The 17,832-nt window shown below is 30.9% G+C and carries 15 protein-coding genes; 8 read left to right on the top strand and 7 right to left on the bottom strand.

Annotated features, from left to right (window positions below; all coding sequences use genetic code 11):
- Nucleotides 1–2: 2 nt before the first annotated feature.
- From rlmF to N534_RS0102200, 3 genes are read right to left on the bottom strand one after another with little or no spacing between them, the layout of a single operon-like run.
- Complete coding sequence (rlmF, locus tag N534_RS0102210) at nucleotides 3–860, bottom strand: 23S rRNA (adenine(1618)-N(6))-methyltransferase RlmF (protein ID WP_028890911.1); 858 nt, start codon at nucleotides 858–860, stop codon at nucleotides 3–5.
- Nucleotides 860–2,455 (bottom strand): bacillithiol biosynthesis cysteine-adding enzyme BshC, encoded by a 1,596-nt coding sequence (gene bshC, locus N534_RS0102205; protein WP_028890910.1) that lies wholly within the window; start codon nucleotides 2,453–2,455, stop codon nucleotides 860–862. The genes rlmF and bshC overlap by 1 nt, the downstream gene beginning before the upstream one ends.
- Nucleotides 2,455–3,120: a class I SAM-dependent methyltransferase gene (locus N534_RS0102200; RefSeq protein ID WP_051435818.1), complete on the bottom strand. Its 666-nt coding sequence runs from the start codon at nucleotides 3,118–3,120 to the stop codon at nucleotides 2,455–2,457. The genes bshC and N534_RS0102200 overlap by 1 nt, the downstream gene beginning before the upstream one ends.
- A gap of 121 nt (nucleotides 3,121–3,241) precedes the next feature.
- On the opposite strand from N534_RS0102200, the gene N534_RS0102195 reads away from it, so the two are divergent.
- The 5 genes from N534_RS0102195 to N534_RS0102175 all read left to right on the top strand — a co-directional run bounded on the left by N534_RS0102195 (nucleotide 3,242) and on the right by N534_RS0102175 (nucleotide 8,405).
- On the top strand, nucleotides 3,242–5,170 hold the full coding sequence (locus N534_RS0102195; RefSeq protein WP_028890908.1) for a BatA domain-containing protein: 1,929 nt from the start codon (nucleotides 3,242–3,244) through the stop codon (nucleotides 5,168–5,170).
- Complete coding sequence (locus N534_RS0102190) at nucleotides 5,167–6,426, top strand: dihydroorotase family protein (RefSeq protein WP_028890907.1); 1,260 nt, start codon at nucleotides 5,167–5,169, stop codon at nucleotides 6,424–6,426. Before N534_RS0102195 ends, N534_RS0102190 begins: the two co-directional genes overlap by 4 nt.
- Before the next feature lie 3 nt (nucleotides 6,427–6,429).
- On the top strand, nucleotides 6,430–6,756 hold the full coding sequence (locus tag N534_RS0102185) for a hypothetical protein (protein WP_028890906.1): 327 nt from the start codon (nucleotides 6,430–6,432) through the stop codon (nucleotides 6,754–6,756).
- Nucleotides 6,757–6,759: 3 nt separating this feature from the next.
- Complete coding sequence (locus N534_RS0102180; RefSeq protein WP_028890905.1) at nucleotides 6,760–7,398, top strand: alpha/beta hydrolase; 639 nt, start codon at nucleotides 6,760–6,762, stop codon at nucleotides 7,396–7,398.
- Between the two features lie 230 nt (nucleotides 7,399–7,628).
- Nucleotides 7,629–8,405, top strand: a complete 777-nt coding sequence (locus tag N534_RS0102175) for a sterol desaturase family protein (RefSeq protein WP_231517294.1) — start codon at nucleotides 7,629–7,631, stop codon at nucleotides 8,403–8,405.
- Nucleotides 8,406–8,437: 32 nt separating this feature from the next.
- Here the strand turns inward: N534_RS0102175 and bcp are convergent, their stop codons facing one another.
- Nucleotides 8,438–8,893, bottom strand: a complete 456-nt coding sequence (gene bcp / locus N534_RS0102170) for a thioredoxin-dependent thiol peroxidase (protein ID WP_028890903.1) — start codon at nucleotides 8,891–8,893, stop codon at nucleotides 8,438–8,440.
- Nucleotides 8,894–8,998: 105 nt separating this feature from the next.
- Between bcp and nth the strand changes: the two genes are divergently transcribed.
- Nucleotides 8,999–9,649: an endonuclease III gene (nth, locus tag N534_RS0102165; RefSeq protein WP_028890902.1), complete on the top strand. Its 651-nt coding sequence runs from the start codon at nucleotides 8,999–9,001 to the stop codon at nucleotides 9,647–9,649.
- Nucleotides 9,650–9,894: 245 nt separating this feature from the next.
- On the opposite strand, the gene N534_RS0102160 is transcribed toward nth, so the two are convergent.
- A complete protein-coding gene (locus tag N534_RS0102160) occupies nucleotides 9,895–10,476 on the bottom strand; it encodes an RNA polymerase sigma factor (protein WP_028890901.1) in 582 nt (193 codons plus the stop codon).
- Nucleotides 10,477–10,708: 232 nt separating this feature from the next.
- On the opposite strand from N534_RS0102160, the gene uvrA reads away from it, so the two are divergent.
- A complete protein-coding gene (gene uvrA / locus N534_RS0102155) occupies nucleotides 10,709–13,501 on the top strand; it encodes an excinuclease ABC subunit UvrA (RefSeq protein ID WP_028890900.1) in 2,793 nt (930 codons plus the stop codon).
- 81 nt (nucleotides 13,502–13,582) lie between these two features.
- Here the strand turns inward: uvrA and N534_RS0102150 are convergent, their stop codons facing one another.
- Both N534_RS0102150 and N534_RS0102145 read right to left on the bottom strand, forming a co-directional pair.
- Nucleotides 13,583–14,668, bottom strand: a complete 1,086-nt coding sequence (locus N534_RS0102150) for an HmuY family protein (protein ID WP_028890899.1) — start codon at nucleotides 14,666–14,668, stop codon at nucleotides 13,583–13,585.
- Nucleotides 14,669–14,679: 11 nt separating this feature from the next.
- The gene (locus tag N534_RS0102145; RefSeq protein WP_028890898.1) at nucleotides 14,680–16,815 is read right to left on the bottom strand and encodes a TonB-dependent siderophore receptor; all 2,136 of its coding nucleotides are present in this window, start codon (nucleotides 16,813–16,815) and stop codon (nucleotides 14,680–14,682) included.
- A 95-nt stretch (nucleotides 16,816–16,910) separates the two neighbouring features.
- On the opposite strand from N534_RS0102145, the gene N534_RS0102140 reads away from it, so the two are divergent.
- Complete coding sequence (locus N534_RS0102140) at nucleotides 16,911–17,813, top strand: DUF6607 family protein (RefSeq protein WP_028890897.1); 903 nt, start codon at nucleotides 16,911–16,913, stop codon at nucleotides 17,811–17,813.
- Nucleotides 17,814–17,832 lie beyond the last annotated feature (19 nt).

Raw genomic sequence — 17,832 nt, 5'->3', positions numbered from 1 at the left:
TTCTAAACAAACTTCCAACACACAATGCGTGTTACCTTGTTTCCTTGGTGCATAGGAATTACTTTAAATTCTTTAACTCCTAATTTCTTACCTGAGTTTTGTAAGCTTTCTATATTTTCTTTTTTAGAAACCAAACTCGTAAACCATTTACTTACTTTCGGGAATTTAGAACTCTCATATAAATAGGTATGTAAAAAAGCTTTCTCTCCACCTATATACCACAGCTCATTAGAGTTCCCTGCAAAATTACGGACAGCATTATTTCCTAAGTTTCTTGATTTTCTTCGGTTCGCTCCTCTAGCCTCTTCTGCCGATTTATAGAATGGTGGATTACACATCGTTACAGTAAACGCATCATCTGCTTCTATGATTCCTTCTAAAATATGCTCTTCTTTAAACTGTTGCCTTAATTCAATCTTTTCAGTAAAACCATTATCATCTATAATGTCTTGAGCATAATCTAGAGAATCTAAATCGATATCAGTAGCAACAAAATTCCAGTCATATTCTGCAATTCCCAACAAAGGATAAATACAACTTGCTCCTGTACCAATATCTAACACCGTTACGTTTTCCTCATCTGCTACCAAATCTGCTAAATGATGGATGTAATCTACTCTTCCAGGTATTGGCGGACATAAATTATCATCAGAAAAATTCCAATGCTTAATATTATAGTGAGCAGCTAATAATGCTTTATTAAACTCTTTTACTGCTATTGGGTCAGAAAAATCGATGGTTTCCTTCTCAAATTTTTCAATAACAAACTCCTCTATTTTTGGATACTTTTCTTTTAAGAGTTTAAAATTATATCCGTTTTTGTGTTTGTTTTTTCTGTGTAATCCTTTTTTATCTGCCATTAAAGTGTAATAACTGTAAACTCTAGTTGTAACGGATGTAAATTTTCTTTCAGAACTTTAATAAAGTCGGCTCCATATTCTAAATAGAATTCTGAAAAATTACGTTGACGTTCTTCTAAACTTTGATTAGGTAACAATTCGTTTTGCAAAGCTACGATTCTTTCAACCATTTCTTTTTGGCGTCTTTTTTCTGCTCGTAACCATCTTTTTTCAAGGTTTTCTAATCCTTTTATCTGCTTTTTTTCTTGTGCATTTACTGCACCAACAAAAGAAACATCGGTTTTTTGAGCTACCTTACGTAAATCGTCAAACTGTTGTTGTAAAAACTGCTTTTGCTTGGTAAAATCTACCTTAGTATCGCCATTAGCTAACACTTTTTTTGCTAGTAAATCATCTTGTTTTAAAAACAACTCTTCTTCTGAAACGTTTAGTTTCTCTAACTTTCCTAATTGTTTTTCTGAAAGTATTTGAGCTGAGTTTCTTAATAACAAAATAGGAAACGGAACATTTACTTTATCAAAATATGCCTTTAACTCTAACCAGTAGGCTAACTCTCCTCCTCCACCTATGTAACATAGGTTCGGTAAAATTACCTCTTGATATAGTGGGCGCATAATTACGTTTGGTGAAAAGCATTCTGGCTGACTATGTAAATGGTCTAGAATTTCATCCTTTGTCCAAGAAATATCTGTATTATTTACTTTGTAAATTCCGTTTTCAAGAACAATACGTTCGCGAATCCTATCGGTTATATAAAACAAGTTTATTTCACGCGGATTTACTTGTATTTTATATGATTTCTCTAGTTCTGTAATTGTTTTCGATACTTCTTTATAAGAGGTTTCATGTAACAAATCGTATTCTACATACGGTGTTAGTGCTCTTTTTAATTCTCTTTCATCAGCATCTAAAATTACCAAACCATACTTTCCAAAAAGTTTATCGGCTATATATCTAGTTGCATCTGCTAATGTTTTGTGTTGCAAGTATCCTTTTTCAAATATCTCTTTTATTTGAACAGCATTTTTTGAACTTCCTAAATGTTCTGCAAACACTTCAAAAACATCTTGTAACCCTTCGGTTGTAAAACGCCCTACTGGTCCTGTTTGGTCAGAGTTCCACTGTACTTTTATCCCTTTAAAATTAAAGAAGTTAATTTCTTCAAAATCGTGGTCTTCAGTTGCCATCCAATATATGGGCACAAAATTCTCATTCGGAAATTGCATTGACAAATGCTCACACATATTTATAGTTGATATAATCTTATATAAAAAGTATAACGGCCCTGTAAATAAGTTCAGCTGATGTCCTGTTGTAATAGTAAATGTATTCTCTTCTAGTAAGCTTTCTATATTTTTTTGCGTGTCGAACGACAAATCAATGTCTTTGTATTGTTTTCTCAATACTTCAACCAATCTTTTTCTTTGAGTGCTTGAAATAGGATTTGCTTTCTTTTCTTCTAATTGCTTTTCAAAGTTTCGTAAACTCGGATAACGGTTATAAAAAGGTTGAATATTTTCATCAGCCTTTAAATAATCCTCCATTGTTTTAGAAAAGAATCCTGTGTTTTTATAAGGTATATTGGTTACGTTCATTACTTGTGCGTTCTTTGAAATAATGTGTAAACATACGGACGTTCTCCTCCGTACGGGTTTACAAATGTGTGATTAAAACTATTAACTAAAACAAAATCGTTTCCTAATTTTTCTTGTAGCATTTCCGTATTGTAACGTTGTAATTGCAGTCCACAACATTTTTCTGCTCCGTCTAAAGCAAAAACAGCAATAATTACGAATCCGTCAACTTTTACAAGCTTCTTTAATAAATTAAAATAGGCGTTCTGTTCTTCGGTTTTTAAAAAGAAGTGTAGTACCGCTCTATCATTCCAAACATCAACTTCATCAAGCTCATGTAACTTGGTTGGAGTCACTAAATCATCAGCTATAAAATTAACTTTTGATGCATCTTTTCCCAATCGATTTTGTATATCGGTTAAAGCTTTTTCAGATAAATCATTTGCTATTAAACCTGAATATCCATCAGCTACTAGCTCGTCAATTAACATGGATGAACCAACGCCTACATTTAAGATTTTAGCGTCTTTAGATACTTTGGATTCTTTTAATAATTGAATAGTTTCTTTCGAACTTTCTTCGAACCAGCCTAGTTTTTCTGTTGGATTTTTTACATAGGCAGCATTCCAGTGTTTTTTATAATTAATTTCTTCCGGAATGTTACACTCACTCTCTTTTGTAGTCATAGTCCAAAAATAGGAAATTTTACTTCTTTGTCGAAAAAGAAACCTCCTTCTAACAGATTTTTAACTACATTCTTTTTTTAACCATCTATTTAGGTATTTTTACAGTTAGTAAATTACAATTATGCAGTTTAAACATCCTGAGATTTTATATTTCTTAGCTTTTTTACTCATTCCTATTTTGGTACATCTGTTCCAACTACAGCGATTTGTAAAAGTTCCGTTTACCAATGTAGCTTTTTTACAAAAGTTAGTGTTACAAACACGTAAAAGTTCTCGTATAAAAAAATGGCTGATTTTAGCCACTCGCTTACTGTTACTTACTGCTCTAATTTTTGCTTTTGCCCAACCTTACTTAAGCAATCATAAAGCCGATGAAAAACAAGATTTTTTTATTTTTTTAGATAACTCTTTAAGTACCTCTGCTATTGGTGAAAAAGGAAATTTACTACAAGTAGCTTCGCAAGAAATCATTGAAAAGTTATCTGATAAAGCTAGCTATTCTTTAGCTACTCAAAATAACTTTTATAAAAATAAAACAGCTTCTGAGCTAAAAGACATTTTACTAAAAGTTACTAATACTGCTAAAAACACGAATTTAAAAGATGTACTGTTAAAGGCAGCTAATGAAAACACTTCAAGTAATACTAAAAACATCTTAATTTCTGACTTTCAAAATATTCAAAAAGAAGATATTACCAATCTTCCTACGAATACTGCCTTGGTTAAAGTAAGTCCTGAACAAAAAAGCAATCTTTCTATTGATAGTGTTTTTGTAAACGATAATGGCTCTTCTAACTTTAATATTCATATCACTATTAGAAACCAAGGAGTACAAAAAAAAGACATTCCAATTGCTCTTTATAATACCGATAAACTCATTAACAAACAAACTTTTTCAATAGAAGAAAACAACACAACACAAGTCACCTTTTCTATTGTAAAAGCACCTGTCTTTTTAGGAAAAATTGATCTTAATTTTAAAGACACTTATAGCTTTGACAATTCATTTTACTTTACTATCAACACCAACGAAAAAATTAATGTATTAAGCATAGGAGAATCGGCTGATTTTCTGAGTAGAATTTACACGAAAGAGGAATTTAACTTTACCTCTTCTTCGTTGCAAAATGTGAATTACAATGTAATCCCAAAGCAACATCTTGTAGTTTTAAATGAATTGGAAAACATTCCCCAAACACTTATCAACAGCTTAGAGTCTTATGTGGAAAATGGAGGGAATATTATTGTTATTCCGAACCAAAATACAACCATTAATTCATACAATAACTTATTTAACAAGTTGAATATTGGAAGTCTACTTTCTCAAAAAAATGATAGTTTAAAAATTACGGATATTAATTACAACCATCCGCTTCTAAAAAATGTTTTTGAGAAAAGAGTTACTAATTTTCAATATCCATTTGTAAAAACATCATTTAATTCAACACTTAAAAATGTTTCTAATCTTGTTTCTTTTGAAAACAAGCAGGGTTTTATTCAACAAGTACGTTTACCAAAAGCTTCTTTGTATTGGGTAGCGGCTCCTCTTCAAAAAGAAAACAGCAATTTTATCAATTCTCCACTGATTGTTCCTGTTTTTTATAACATTGGAAAACAAAGTTTACAACTTTCAGAACTGTATTACACTATTGATAAACAAAATACAATTGATATTGATAAACATTTAGGAAAAGACGAAATTTTAACCATCACTTCCAATAAAGGTTCTTTTATTCCGTTACAACAAACTTTTCAAAACAAAGTACGAATTACTACTAATGATCAACCTTTAATTGCAGGATTTTATCAAATTAAACAACAAAATAATCTGATAAAAAGTTGTGCTTTTAATTACTCTAAAAGTGAAAGCTCTTTAGACTTTTTAACACTTTCTGATATTAACAACATTACAATTTCTACCTCAGTTAAAGACACTTTAGAAAATATTAATAACGAAAATAAAATTCAATGGCTTTGGAAATGGTTTTTGGCACTAGCTATTGTATCTTTGCTGTTAGAAATTTTGATTTTAAAATTCTTTAAACCATGACAACGCTGCTTAAATCGGCAACAATTATAGATGCTTCTAGCCCTTACCACAAGCAAACCAAAGATATTTTAATAACTGACGGAATTATCACTAAAATTGATGATGTTATCCAACCAAAAGAAAACTATCAAGTTGTAGAACTCGATAATCTACATGTTTCAACCGGATGGTTTGATACTAGTGTGTCTTTTGGTGAACCTGGTTATGAAGAACGTGAAACTTTAAAACATGGTGTACAGGTAGCTGCTAAAAGTGGATTTACCGACGTAGCAATTAATCCGAACACCTATCCTATTGTTGACAATAAATCGGCTGTTGAGTTTTTAATTAATAAAGTAAACGGAGCTGCAACTAGCATTCATCCTATTGGAGCTTTAACACAGCAAAGTAAAGGTGTTGAAATGTCAGAAATGTATGACATGCAACAATCGGGTGCTATTGCTTTTGGAGATTACAATAAGCCTGTTAGCAATGACAACTTGTTAAAAATAGCATTACTCTACGCTCAAAACTTTGACGGATTAGTACTAAGTTTCCCTAAAAACAATTTAATTGCAGGTGAAGGTGTTGCTAATGAAGGTAAAAATAGTACTCTTTTAGGATTGAAAGGAATTCCTGCACTTGCAGAAGAAATTCAAATTGCTCGTGATTTATTTTTGTTAGAATACACTGGAGGAAAACTACATATACCTACAATTTCTACAGCTAAATCTGTTCAACTGATTAAAGACGCAAAAGAAAAAGGATTAGATGTAACATGTAGCGTTGCAGTTCATAATTTATTTTTAACAGACGATGAATTACATGGTTTTGATGCAAATAAAAAAGTAAATCCTCCTCTACGTACAGAAGATGATAGAAAAGCTTTAATACAAGGACTAAAAGAAGGAGTTATTGATATAATTACTTCAGATCATAATCCTATTGATATTGAACATAAAAAAGTAGAATTTTCTACTGCAAAAGACGGAACTATTGGCCTAGAAAGTGCTTTTGGCGCTTTAAATACCATATTAGATATTGAAACAATTGTAAAATGTTTATCAGACAATCCTAGAAAGCGTTTTGGAATTGATTTTGTTTCTATTAAAGAGAATGAAAAAGCTACGTTATCTATCTTCAACCCTAATGGAGAATACACTTTTTCTGAAAAAAACATTATTTCCACCTCTAAAAACAGTGTGTTTCTAGATAAAAAACTAGACGGAAAAGTTTATGGTATTTACAATAATAGTCAACTAATTTTAAATTCATAAATCATGGAAAATCTAACAGTAAACGAAGGTAAGACGGCAGCTATAATTAGCCACTTTACAGTTATAGGGCTTATTATTGCCTTTGTTTTAAACATGAACAAAAAAAATGCCTTTGCTAGTTTTTATATAAGACAAATGCTAGGGTTAAATTTATTGTACATAGCAAATATATGGATTGTATACAGATACTTAGGGAATACAATAGGTTGGGCTGTAGGAGTATTATTATTTGTACTTTGGATAATTAGCCTTTTAGCTGTTTTAAAGGGAGAAAAGAAGCTTGTACCAGTTGTTGGAGAGCAATTTCAAAACCTATTTAAAGGAATTTAATACATGAGTTTACAATACGTTGTAAGAGAACCTAAGGTCTCGATTGATAATCCACCTCTTTTAATTTTATTGCACGGATACGGAAGTAATGAAGAAGATTTGTTTTCGTTTGCAGAAGAATTACCTGAAGATTTATTAATAGTAAGTGCTAGAGCTCCACATGATATGGGGTATGGTGGTTATGCTTGGTACGCTATTAACTTCGATGCTATTAACGGAAAATTCTCTGATTTAGCTCAAGCAAGTGAATCAATAGATAAAATTGCTATATTTATTGACGAAATCAAAGAAAAATATAATACCAACCCTGACAAAACCTTCTTATTAGGTTTTAGCCAAGGAGCCATTTTAAGTTATGCGCTAAGTTTTAAATACCCTAATAAGGTACAACATGTAGTTGCTTTAAGTGGTTATATTAATGAGGAACTATTACCTTCTGAGATACATGATATGATTAACACTGATTATTATATTTCTCACGGAACGGTTGACCAAGTACTTCCTGTAGATTGGGCTAGAAAAGCCCCTATTCTACTAGAAAACTTTAATTTAGAAAACGAATACTCTGAATATCCAGTCGGACATGGAGTTGCTCCTCAAAACTTTTATAGTTTCAAAAACTGGATTGAAAAAAGATTATAGTTTTAGCTGTTATAAAAATATAAGTTAACTGTTTTTTGCTATCTAACTCAATTAATATTAATAGCTTATTTAACCAAGATATACTATATTATTGGAGTACTCCATTTTTTATCTTGGTTATCTTTCTTGAAATGTTTTTTAGTTATCGAGCAAGAGTAAAAAACTACGAATTTAAAGACACAGCAACCAACCTTTATTTCGCCCTCATTAATTTTAGTTTAGACTTGTTAATGAAAGGAATTTCATTCTTTGTTCTTAGTTATTTTTATCAGAATAGAATTATTGATTGGGAAGGAAATCAATACTGGGCTTATTGGACTTTGGCTTTTTTAGGGCAAGATTTTCTATATTATCTTCAACACTATTTTGATCATAGCTCTCGTTTTTTTTGGGCAATCCATGTAACCCATCACAATTCAGAATACTACAATATTTCTACAGGCTTTAGATCGTCTGTTTTACAACCTTTATACAGATACATTTTCTTTATTCCTTTAGCTTTTCTTGGTATTGAAGCTCTCCATATCATATTTGCTTATGCTATGATTCAAAACTACGGAACTTTATGCCACACCAATTTTATTAATAATAAATTTTCTAAATGGTGGGGGATTCTTTTTGTTACTCCATCTCATCATAGAGTTCATCATGCTTCAAACATTAAATACCTTGACAAAAACATGGGCATGTTTTTAATTATTTGGGATAAGATATTTGGTACTTTCCAAGCTGAGGAAGATGAGGAAAATTATGAAAAACTAAAGTATGGTCTTACAAAACCTTTAGAAGACAAAGGACCTATTAATATTATTTTTCATGAATGGAAAGAAATTTACAACGATTTTTTCCATCGAAAAAAACATCTTCCTTTACGTGTTCGTTTAAAATATGTGTTTATGCCACCTGGTTGGAGTCATGATGGAAGTTCTAAAACAAGTAAAGAATTACAACGAGAGCTAAAAAATACAACTCAAGAAATTCGTTTAGAAAAAATAAAAGTCGAGTAAAATACTCGACTTTTATTTTGATATTTTTTACACTATTTACTTAGTATTTGATTAGCGTGTTCCTTTGTTTTTACTTTTGTAATTACGTCTTCAATCACACCTTTCTCATCAATTACAAAGGTCGTACGATGAATTCCATCATACTCTCTTCCCATAAATTTCTTAGGACCCCAAACTCCAAATGCATTAATTACTTCTTTATCTTCATCTGCTAACAAAGGAAAAGGCAATTCATTTTTGTCAATGAAATTTTGTTGACGTTTCGCTGAATCAGCACTTACCCCTAACACATCATACCCTTTTGCTAAAAATGTTTGATAATTATCACGTAAATCACAAGCCTCTGCTGTACATCCTGGTGTACTAGCTTTTGGGTAAAAGAATAATACTAATTTTTTCCCTGCATAATCAGAAAGCTTTACAGCATTTCCTTTTTCATCTACCGATTCAAAATTTGGTGCGGTATCTCCTACTTTTAATGTTGTCATATTATTTCGTTTCAAAGTTACAATGTCAAAGTTACAAAGTTGATTTTGATTTTCCATAAACATACGTAGCTTCTTTGTACCTTTGAGTCATTCAAACTATATAAAATGACCAAAGCAGAAAAAGTTCAATTTGTTATAGATACATTAGAAGAATTATACCCTGAAACACCTATTCCTTTAGATCATAAAGATCCTTACACTTTATTAATCGCAGTACTAATGTCTGCTCAAAGTACTGATGCTCGTGTAAACACAATCACCCCTTTATTATTCGATAAGGCTGATAATCCTTATGACATGGTGAAACTTACTGTTGATGAAATTCGAGATATTATTAAGCCTGTTGGTTTATCTCCTATGAAATCGAAGGGAATTTATGGTTTATCTAAAATTTTGATTGAAAAACACAATGGTGAAGTTCCTATTGATATGGAAGCTTTGGAAGAATTACCTGCTGTAGGACATAAAACTGCTAGTGTTGTAATGGCACAAGCATTCAATATTCCTGCTTTTCCTGTAGATACCCACATTCATAGATTAATGTATCGTTGGAATTTGACAAACGGAAAAAGTGTCATACAAACTGAAAAGGATGCTAAACGCTTATTTCCAAAAAAATTGTGGAATAAACTTCACTTACAAATTATTTATTACGGAAGAGAGTACTCTCCTGCTCGCGGCTGGAAATTAGAAAATGACATTATTACTAAAACTGTAGGTAGAAAGTCGGTAATAGACGATTATTATAAAAAATAAGCCTAAAAAAAGCCCCAACCTAGTTGAAGCTTTTTCCACTCTTAATTCAAATTCAATTCAATGAGATAGTTTGATTTCGTTTTAACTACTTTTAGCGATTTAGAAAAATTAATCAAATATTGAACTGTTTCTTGTTTTGGTTCCATAGTAAAGTCCGAAGACTTTTCTGAGTAAATTTGCATCATATAACCCCTTATTTATAACTTATAATCAATGAATTAACGATGCTTTTTTTCAAATATTGTTTAACTTGCTAAAATAATTTTATTTTTTTCAATTATTTTTCTCAAATTAATCAAAGCGTAACGCATTCTTCCTAATGCTGTATTAATGCTTACGCCCGTATTTTCTGATATTTCGTTAAAACTCATATCATTATAAATACGCATCTTTAAAACCTCTTTTTGTTCTTCTGGTAATTCTTCAACTAGCTCTTTTACGTCGTTTAAAATTTGCTCTTTAATAATTTTACTTTCTGCATTTAGCGCTCCATCACTTAAAACCGAAAAAATATCAAACTCCTCTGTGTTATTAAACGTTGGCATACGATTGTTCTTTCTAAAATAATCTATTATTAAATTATGAGCAATACGCATAACCCAAGGTAAAAACTTACCTTCTTCGTTATAATTTCCTTTTTTTAGCGTTCTTATTACCTTGATAAAGGTATCTTGAAAAATATCTTCTGTAGTATCTCGATCTTGTATTTTGCTATAAATAAAGCTATACAATCTCTGTTGGTGTCGTTTAATCAATAATTCAATGGCTAGTTCATTGCCGTTAATGTAGTTTTTTACTAAAACACTATCGTCGATTATGTCTTTCATAATAATTACTTTTTTGAAGAATAACTTACTAGTTATCTTCTTGTTAAGGGATATTAAATTATAAAGTAATTATTATGCTATAGGCCTTTATTTATTGATTAATAATGAATTACAAATATTGAATTTTTTATTAATAAAAGCAAAAAAAACTCACAAAAAAGAGAAAAACACTATTGTAATCACGTTAAAATCACTTAAAAATTGGTATTTTTATCGCTTATTTTTTGAGCACATGAAGACTGACATTTCAACAGTAAACCCTAAAGAGAACATCATAATAAAAGGAGCTAAACTCCATAATTTAAAGAACATTGATGTGGTAATCCCTCGTAATAAGCTAGTAGTTATTACTGGACTTTCGGGGTCTGGAAAGTCTTCTTTAGCTTTTGATACTCTATATGCCGAAGGGCAACGACGTTATGTTGAAAGTTTAAGTTCGTATGCTCGTCAATTTTTAGGAAAATTACACAAACCAAAGGTTGATTATATAAAAGGAATTGCGCCTGCCATTGCTATTGAACAAAAAGTAAACTCTACTAATCCTCGTTCTACAGTTGGAACTTCTACCGAAATTTACGATTACATTAAATTACTGTATGCGCGTATTGGTAAAACCTTCTCTCCTATTTCTGGTGAAGAAGTAAAAAAACATACGGTTTCAGATGTTATCAATCATGTAAAAGCTTTTGATGAACGCACCAAGCTTTTATTACTTGCTCCAATTACAATAAACGAACAGAGAGACATTAAAACCGTTTTACAAGTACTTACACAACAAGGGTATGCGCGTTTAAAATATAAGGATACGGTTTATAGAATTGATGAATTTCCTTCGGAAGATTTTAACGGTGATACTTTATTCTTAGTGGTTGACAGGATTGTGGTTAAAAACGAAGAAGATTTTTATAATCGTTTGGGAGATGCTGTTCAAACTGCGTTTTTTGAAGGAAAAGGAATCTGTTATATTGAAAATTTATCAGATGGAAATACTACTGAATTTAGCAACAAATTTGAACTAGATGGGATTTCTTTCTTAGAGCCCAACACTCATTTATTCAGTTTTAACAATCCTTATGGAGCTTGTCCTACCTGTGAAGGCTATGGAAATGTGATTGGCATTGATGAAGATTTAGTGATTCCTAATACTGGGTTATCTATATATGAAGATGCTATTTTTCCGTTTAAAACAGATAGCTATAAAAAATATAAAAATGACTTAATTCTCCATGCTGAAGAATTTGGAATTTCTATCCACAAACCTTGGTTTGAACTTTCCGAAGAACATAAAAGTCTTATTTGGAACGGAACCAAGAAGTTTAAAGGAATTAACCACTTATTTAAAAAGCTAGAGGAAAAAAGCTACAAAATTCAAAATCGTGTGATGCTTTCTCGCTATCGAGGAAAAACAAAATGTACGGAATGTGAAGGAAAACGTTTACGTAAAGAAGCCAATTATGTACAAGTATACGGTAAAACAATTTCTGAGTTAGTTACACTTCCGTTAGACGAGTTAGCTGTATTTTTCAATAGTATTCAATTAAATAAATACGAAGAAAAAATAGGTAAGCGTTTGCTTACTGAAATCAACAATCGTTTACAATTTTTAACCGATGTAGGTTTGAGTTACCTTACCTTAAACCGTACTTCGAACACATTATCAGGAGGAGAAAGTCAACGAATTAACTTAGCTACATCATTAGGTAGTTCGTTAGTAGGATCAATGTATATTTTAGATGAACCTAGTATAGGGTTACATCCAAAAGATACCGAAAGATTAATTGGCGTATTAAAAAATTTACGTGATTTAGGAAATACTGTAATTGTGGTAGAACATGATGAAGACATTATGAAAGAAGCCGATTATATTATTGATATTGGCCCTGAAGCAGGTACCTATGGAGGAAATGTAGTTGCAGAAGGAACTTTTGATAAAATCCTACAATCCGATTCGTTAACAGCTAAATATTTATCTGAAGAATTAAAAATTGAAGTTCCAACCAGCAGAAGAAATTCTAAGAATTTTATCGAAATTATTGGTGCACGTGAAAATAACCTCAAAAATATTGATGTTGCTTTTCCCCTAAATAATTTAACCGTTATTACTGGAGTTTCGGGTAGTGGTAAGAGTACTTTAGTCAAGAAAATTTTATATCCTGCAATGCAAAAAAAGCTAATAGGATATGGTGATAAATTAGGACAACACACGGAGGTTAAAGGAAGTTTTGACACCTTAAAACATGTAGAGTTTATCGATCAAAACCCTATTGGTCGCTCCTCTCGTTCTAATCCTGTGACCTATATCAAAGCCTATGATGATATTCGTAAGCTCTTATCTGATCAAAAATTATCCAAAATAAGAAATTATCAACCTAAACATTTTTCTTTTAATGTTGAAGGTGGTCGCTGCGAGGTTTGTAAAGGAGAAGGAGAAGTAACTATTGAAATGCAATTCATGGCCGATGTGCATTTAGAATGTGAAACATGTAACGGAAAACGCTTTAAAAAAGAAGTGCTAGAAGTAACTTTTGAAGGAAAAAATATTGATGATATTTTAAACCTTACCATTGACGATGCCGTTGCTTTTTTCTCAGCTCATCAACAAACTAAAGTAGCTAAAAAGCTCAAACCTTTACAGGATGTTGGTTTAGGCTATGTACAATTAGGACAATCATCTTCTACTTTGTCGGGTGGTGAAGCACAACGTATAAAACTAGCTTCTTTCCTAGTAAAAGGAAACACCAAAGACAAAGCTTTATTCATTTTTGATGAGCCTACAACTGGACTGCATTTTCACGACATAAAAAAGTTATTAGCTTCTTTTAACGCTTTGATAGAAAGAGGACATTCAATTATCGTTATTGAACACAACATTGAATTGATTAAATGTGCTGATTATATTATAGATCTTGGCTTAGAAGGTGGTAAAAAAGGTGGGAATTTAATCTTTGCAGGTACTCCAGAAGAATTGGCAAAAAACAAAGAATCATATACTTCAAAATATTTAGAAGAAAAGTTAATTTTTTGATGAGAAAAACTATCTAACCTTTCAGTCAGATAGCTTTTCAAAACAAAAATTAACAAAATTTAATAAATAAAGAACCCTTAATTATTTTAATAAACTATACACAAACTCAGGATAACCTCGTTCTCCTGCCTCATTTGTCATTGCTAAAAACTTTAGTTTATATAAATTTCCATCAGTATCTTCCAATACATAAAAAACAGTTTCTTTAAGAGAAGGTAACATTCCTGGTCCTCCTCCATTTCTCCAGCTACTACCAATGCCACGTTGATCGTTTTTAAAGCTTTCTAAATTTACATCTGATAATGAAAAAGTGTTGTATGTATAATCTTCTGTTTCTGTGTCAATCATATATACTTTTACACCGGACTTTAAATTGTTTACCACAAAATCTGAATAACCGTAGGCTCCATAACCTGGAATTTCATTCGTAAAAACTGTAAAGTTTAAATCCCACTCAGTTTTTTTAGGCTCAACATTTACAATATTTTCAGTATTGAAACTGAAAAAAGTAAAATTATAATCTTCTGTTTTGGTAATTACAACTTCATTATGTGTAGTTGCATCTAAATCTGCATATTGTAAAATATAAGTATCTCCATCTTTTAAAATTCGAATTTTTTTCCAGCCTCTAGAATCATCAGAAATATCTACTCCTCCTACAGCTGGAGTTTCTGTACCTATTTCGTATCCTAAATTTATTAAGTACACTTTATTATCTTCATCATTATCTGATACTTCTGCTATTGCAGTAGTATTTATATCTCCGTTTGGTGCATCTATATATGTTGAGCTTAAAGCATCAAAAGTACCTACAGCTACTTTGGTTTGTAAATCTTTTACTTCTTGGATTGAAGAATTAACAGCATCTATATCAGTAGAAGACAACTCAGCAGCCGCCATATAAATAGCTCCATTTATAACAACTTTAAACTTATCTCCTGAATAAAAACCTAAATCCCATGAATCTCTTTTTACATTTGTTGTAGTGTTTGTGCTTAAATCTACATATACTTGATTAGGTTGATTAGGTCCACCTATTTCTGGTGTTACAGTTGCCCCTTCTATTATTACTTTTATAGGTTCTGAGGGTAAATTATTATCACTAGAACAACTTGAGAGTAAGAAAGTTGCTACTAATAATGAAAATGATAAAATCTTGTTTGTCATGGTTATTAATTTTAAAAATTGATATTATATAATAGTTTTAAATAGTATGATCGTCCGTAACCCAACAAAAGGGTATTATTATTTGTTGAGTGTGCTCCACCAGTACTTGCGTTACTTACATTTACATTCGTAACATCAAATAAGTTTCTAGTACCTAAGGTTGTTTCTAACTTGTTATTAAAAAACGATTTTTTAAGAGAAGCATCCAACCAATTGTAGGGAGCTATAGTAGATTTTGAGAAAATGGAATTCCCTTCATTATCTGTACCTGAAGCAACATAATTTTGTTGCTTTCCATTATGTTTTAATAAGACTGTGAATGCTGTTTGCCACTTTTCTATTTCATAAGTAGCACTTGTATTTAGCTGAAATGAGTATAAAAAATCATTTTCTGCATTAGCTTCATAATTAGCTATTCTAGATATTCCTTGTACAGTTACCCCTAAATTAAATGACCATTTGTTAGCTTTTATGGTATTAGTTGATGAAATTCCCCATAGCTTATATGCATCAATATTTATGTATTTATATTGTAATGGTGAAGAGTTTATAATTGCTAAATCTATTTTATCACTAACATCTATATAGTTAATTTTTACGCTATTTAGTAATGATATATTTGAGCTATCAAACCAACTTTTTTTCTTTAAACCCATTGAAACTGAATATCCATTCTCTGGATTTAAATTTTCATTTCCTCTTACATCATGGTTAGAATCTACAAAGTAGTAGTATAATTCTTCAAAGTTTGGGGTTCTATATGAGGTTCCTACATTACCCCTAAGTTCAAACCCATTTTTAAATAAATAGCGAAGACTTAGTGAACCTAAAAGTTTAGAGTGAAATAAAGAGTTATACTCAAATCGTAAACCTGGGCGAATCATAAAAGAATCTGAAAAATTAATTTCAGAAGAACCATGTAATGCATAATTATTTTGCTTTCGCTTTTTATCTTGCTGTGTAACACTACCTGATGCTTGAGTATCAAAACCACTTATGTAGCGTGTTTCGTATCCTAATTGAAAATTATGGCGATTGCTTTTTATGAAATTTGAAATAGTTCCTTTCGAAAAGAAAACTTCACTTGACTGATAAACTTCATCTACTTCATTTGTTTTGTCTCCGCTTAAAATATAGTAATTGAACTCGTTTAAATACCTATCTTGTGTTTGATAAGAAGCGGATATGGAGTATGAACTTCCTGATTTTAAATTACCATTCACATTTAAGTTATTTACAAACCTATTCGTTTTAAAAATTCTATCTGTAGCAGATGGATTACTAGTTTGTGTATCTGTATTTATGTTTGTTCTTACACTTGGATTGTAATAATTTATAAGCTCGTTAAAATAATTAAATCGATAACTTAAGTTAAATCGCTCGTTTTTATAGTTAACGAATCCGTTTGTATTAATTTGTTCTTTGGGCAACCAACTATACCCTCTTAAACTATCGTTTTTATAATAATCTCTTCCTTTTCTATTATCATAAAAACCAGCAAAATTATTTCTATTAAAGCTAATTCTACCCAACCATTTATCAGAAAAGTTATGCGCTACATTTACACTTTGAATGTGTCTTCCTTTGTCAAAAAAGGCAAATTCATTACTAACTGTTTCTTCTTGTAACGATGTTTTTATACTCCATTTACTTCGAACGGATTTTTTAGTTATAATATTAATAACTCCTGATACTGAGTTTGCTCCGTATTCAACTCCCATAGCTCCTTCAACGATTTCAATTCGCTCAACATCATCTAAATTAACTTGAGTTAAATCAATATTATTTCCCAGTCCATTATCACTTACTAAAGGAATATTATCAATCAGAATATTAAAGTATTGAGAATCTAAACCAAATAATGAAATTGTAGATTTCCCTGACTGAGCATTTGGTACAACTGTTAAGTTTAATTTAAAGTTTAACAGATCTGCCAAATTGTTAGCAGCTTGTTTTTCTATTTGTTTTCTATCTATAACTGTTACATCATATACTGATTTCTTTATTGATTGAGGATTGTACTGACCTGTTATTACAACTTCTTCAAGTTTATTATAAAATAGACTGTCTTGCTTGCTCGCTTCTTGAGAGAAAACAACAAAACTTACGAGAAATAAAAACAGGAAACTAATCTTATTTAGAAACATTCTTAATAATTTTTCTGCAAATATATCTTTTATTTTTAATCAGTCTAAATAAAATTTATATTTTTGTCGAAAAATAAATTCAAACAAAACTCACAATGAAAAAAATATTATTGAGTAGTATTATATTACTATTTACACTTACCGTTAACGCTCAAAGCAAAAAGAAAAAAGATAGACAAGCCATAAAAGATATGTGTGGTTGCTATGAAGTAACTTTCAATTTTGCTGAAACTTTTAACAACAGTAAAGACTCGCTTTATAAACCTTCTAAAACAAAAACTGACAAAGGTTTAGAATGGGCAGAATTAATAGTTGATGAGAATAATAAAATCTCTATTCAACACTTATTACAAGTTGGAAACCCTACTAATCCACATATAGTTAAGCATTGGAGGCAAGATTGGCTATACGAAAACACTGACTTTTATATGTATAATGGCGATAATAATTGGTTGTTTCAAACGAAGCCAAAATCAGAAGTTAAGAAACAATGGACTCAAAAGGTATATCAAGTAGATGATAGTCCACGATACGAAGGTTCTGGAACTTGGGTACATGTAGACGGAAAAAGCTACTGGGAAAATACTACAGATGCCCCTTTACCAAGAAGAGAATACACCAAAAGAAGCGATTATAATGTTACAGAAAGAGGAAATCGCCATGAAATTACAAGTTACGGTTGGTTACACGATCAAGATAATAGAAAAATTATAAGAAGAACCGGTAAAGAAGATATTGTTGTTGCTCATGAAAAAGGTTATAACACCTACGTTAAAGTACCAGATAGTAGATGTAAAGCTGCACAAAACTGGTGGAAAAAAAATCAGAACAAATGGCAATTAATAAGAAATAAATGGGATGAAGTTTATGGTAGAAATACCAATCTTTCTCTAGAAAATAAAGTAGATAACAAACCTCTTTATAAACATTTATTTTCAGAAGAGACTTCACAGGAAAATGAAATTGATAAAACCATTGAATCTTTCATAAAAAAATAAGCTAAAATCAAAAACCTCT

This window comes from Tenacibaculum sp. 47A_GOM-205m, from assembly GCF_000518405.1.
Lineage (GTDB): Bacteria > Bacteroidota > Bacteroidia > Flavobacteriales > Flavobacteriaceae > Polaribacter > Polaribacter lutimaris.
The sequence above is the reverse complement of the archived record's forward strand: the minus strand, read 5'-3'. Positions and strand labels throughout refer to the sequence as shown.

What these genes read in the sequence shown, in the direction of transcription:
- rlmF (WP_028890911.1), bottom strand. Translation starts at nt 860, where the DNA reads ATGGCAGATAAAAAAGGATTACACAGAAAAAACAAACACAAAAACGGA.
- N534_RS0102160 (WP_028890901.1), bottom strand. Translation starts at nt 10,476, where the DNA reads ATGAAAGACATAATCGACGATAGTGTTTTAGTAAAAAACTACATTAAC.
- N534_RS0102175 (WP_231517294.1), top strand. Translation starts at nt 7,629, where the DNA reads ATGAAAGGAATTTCATTCTTTGTTCTTAGTTATTTTTATCAGAATAGA.
- N534_RS0102200 (WP_051435818.1), bottom strand. Translation starts at nt 3,120, where the DNA reads ATGACTACAAAAGAGAGTGAGTGTAACATTCCGGAAGAAATTAATTAT.
- N534_RS0102150 (WP_028890899.1), bottom strand. Translation starts at nt 14,668, where the DNA reads ATGACAAACAAGATTTTATCATTTTCATTATTAGTAGCAACTTTCTTA.
- bshC (WP_028890910.1), bottom strand. Translation starts at nt 2,455, where the DNA reads ATGAACGTAACCAATATACCTTATAAAAACACAGGATTCTTTTCTAAA.
- N534_RS0102195 (WP_028890908.1), top strand. Translation starts at nt 3,242, where the DNA reads ATGCAGTTTAAACATCCTGAGATTTTATATTTCTTAGCTTTTTTACTC.
- N534_RS0102140 (WP_028890897.1), top strand. Translation starts at nt 16,911, where the DNA reads ATGAAAAAAATATTATTGAGTAGTATTATATTACTATTTACACTTACC.
- N534_RS0102145 (WP_028890898.1), bottom strand. Translation starts at nt 16,815, where the DNA reads ATGTTTCTAAATAAGATTAGTTTCCTGTTTTTATTTCTCGTAAGTTTT.
- N534_RS0102185 (WP_028890906.1), top strand. Translation starts at nt 6,430, where the DNA reads ATGGAAAATCTAACAGTAAACGAAGGTAAGACGGCAGCTATAATTAGC.
- nth (WP_028890902.1), top strand. Translation starts at nt 8,999, where the DNA reads ATGACCAAAGCAGAAAAAGTTCAATTTGTTATAGATACATTAGAAGAA.
- bcp (WP_028890903.1), bottom strand. Translation starts at nt 8,893, where the DNA reads ATGACAACATTAAAAGTAGGAGATACCGCACCAAATTTTGAATCGGTA.
- uvrA (WP_028890900.1), top strand. Translation starts at nt 10,709, where the DNA reads ATGAAGACTGACATTTCAACAGTAAACCCTAAAGAGAACATCATAATA.
- N534_RS0102180 (WP_028890905.1), top strand. Translation starts at nt 6,760, where the DNA reads ATGAGTTTACAATACGTTGTAAGAGAACCTAAGGTCTCGATTGATAAT.
- N534_RS0102190 (WP_028890907.1), top strand. Translation starts at nt 5,167, where the DNA reads ATGACAACGCTGCTTAAATCGGCAACAATTATAGATGCTTCTAGCCCT.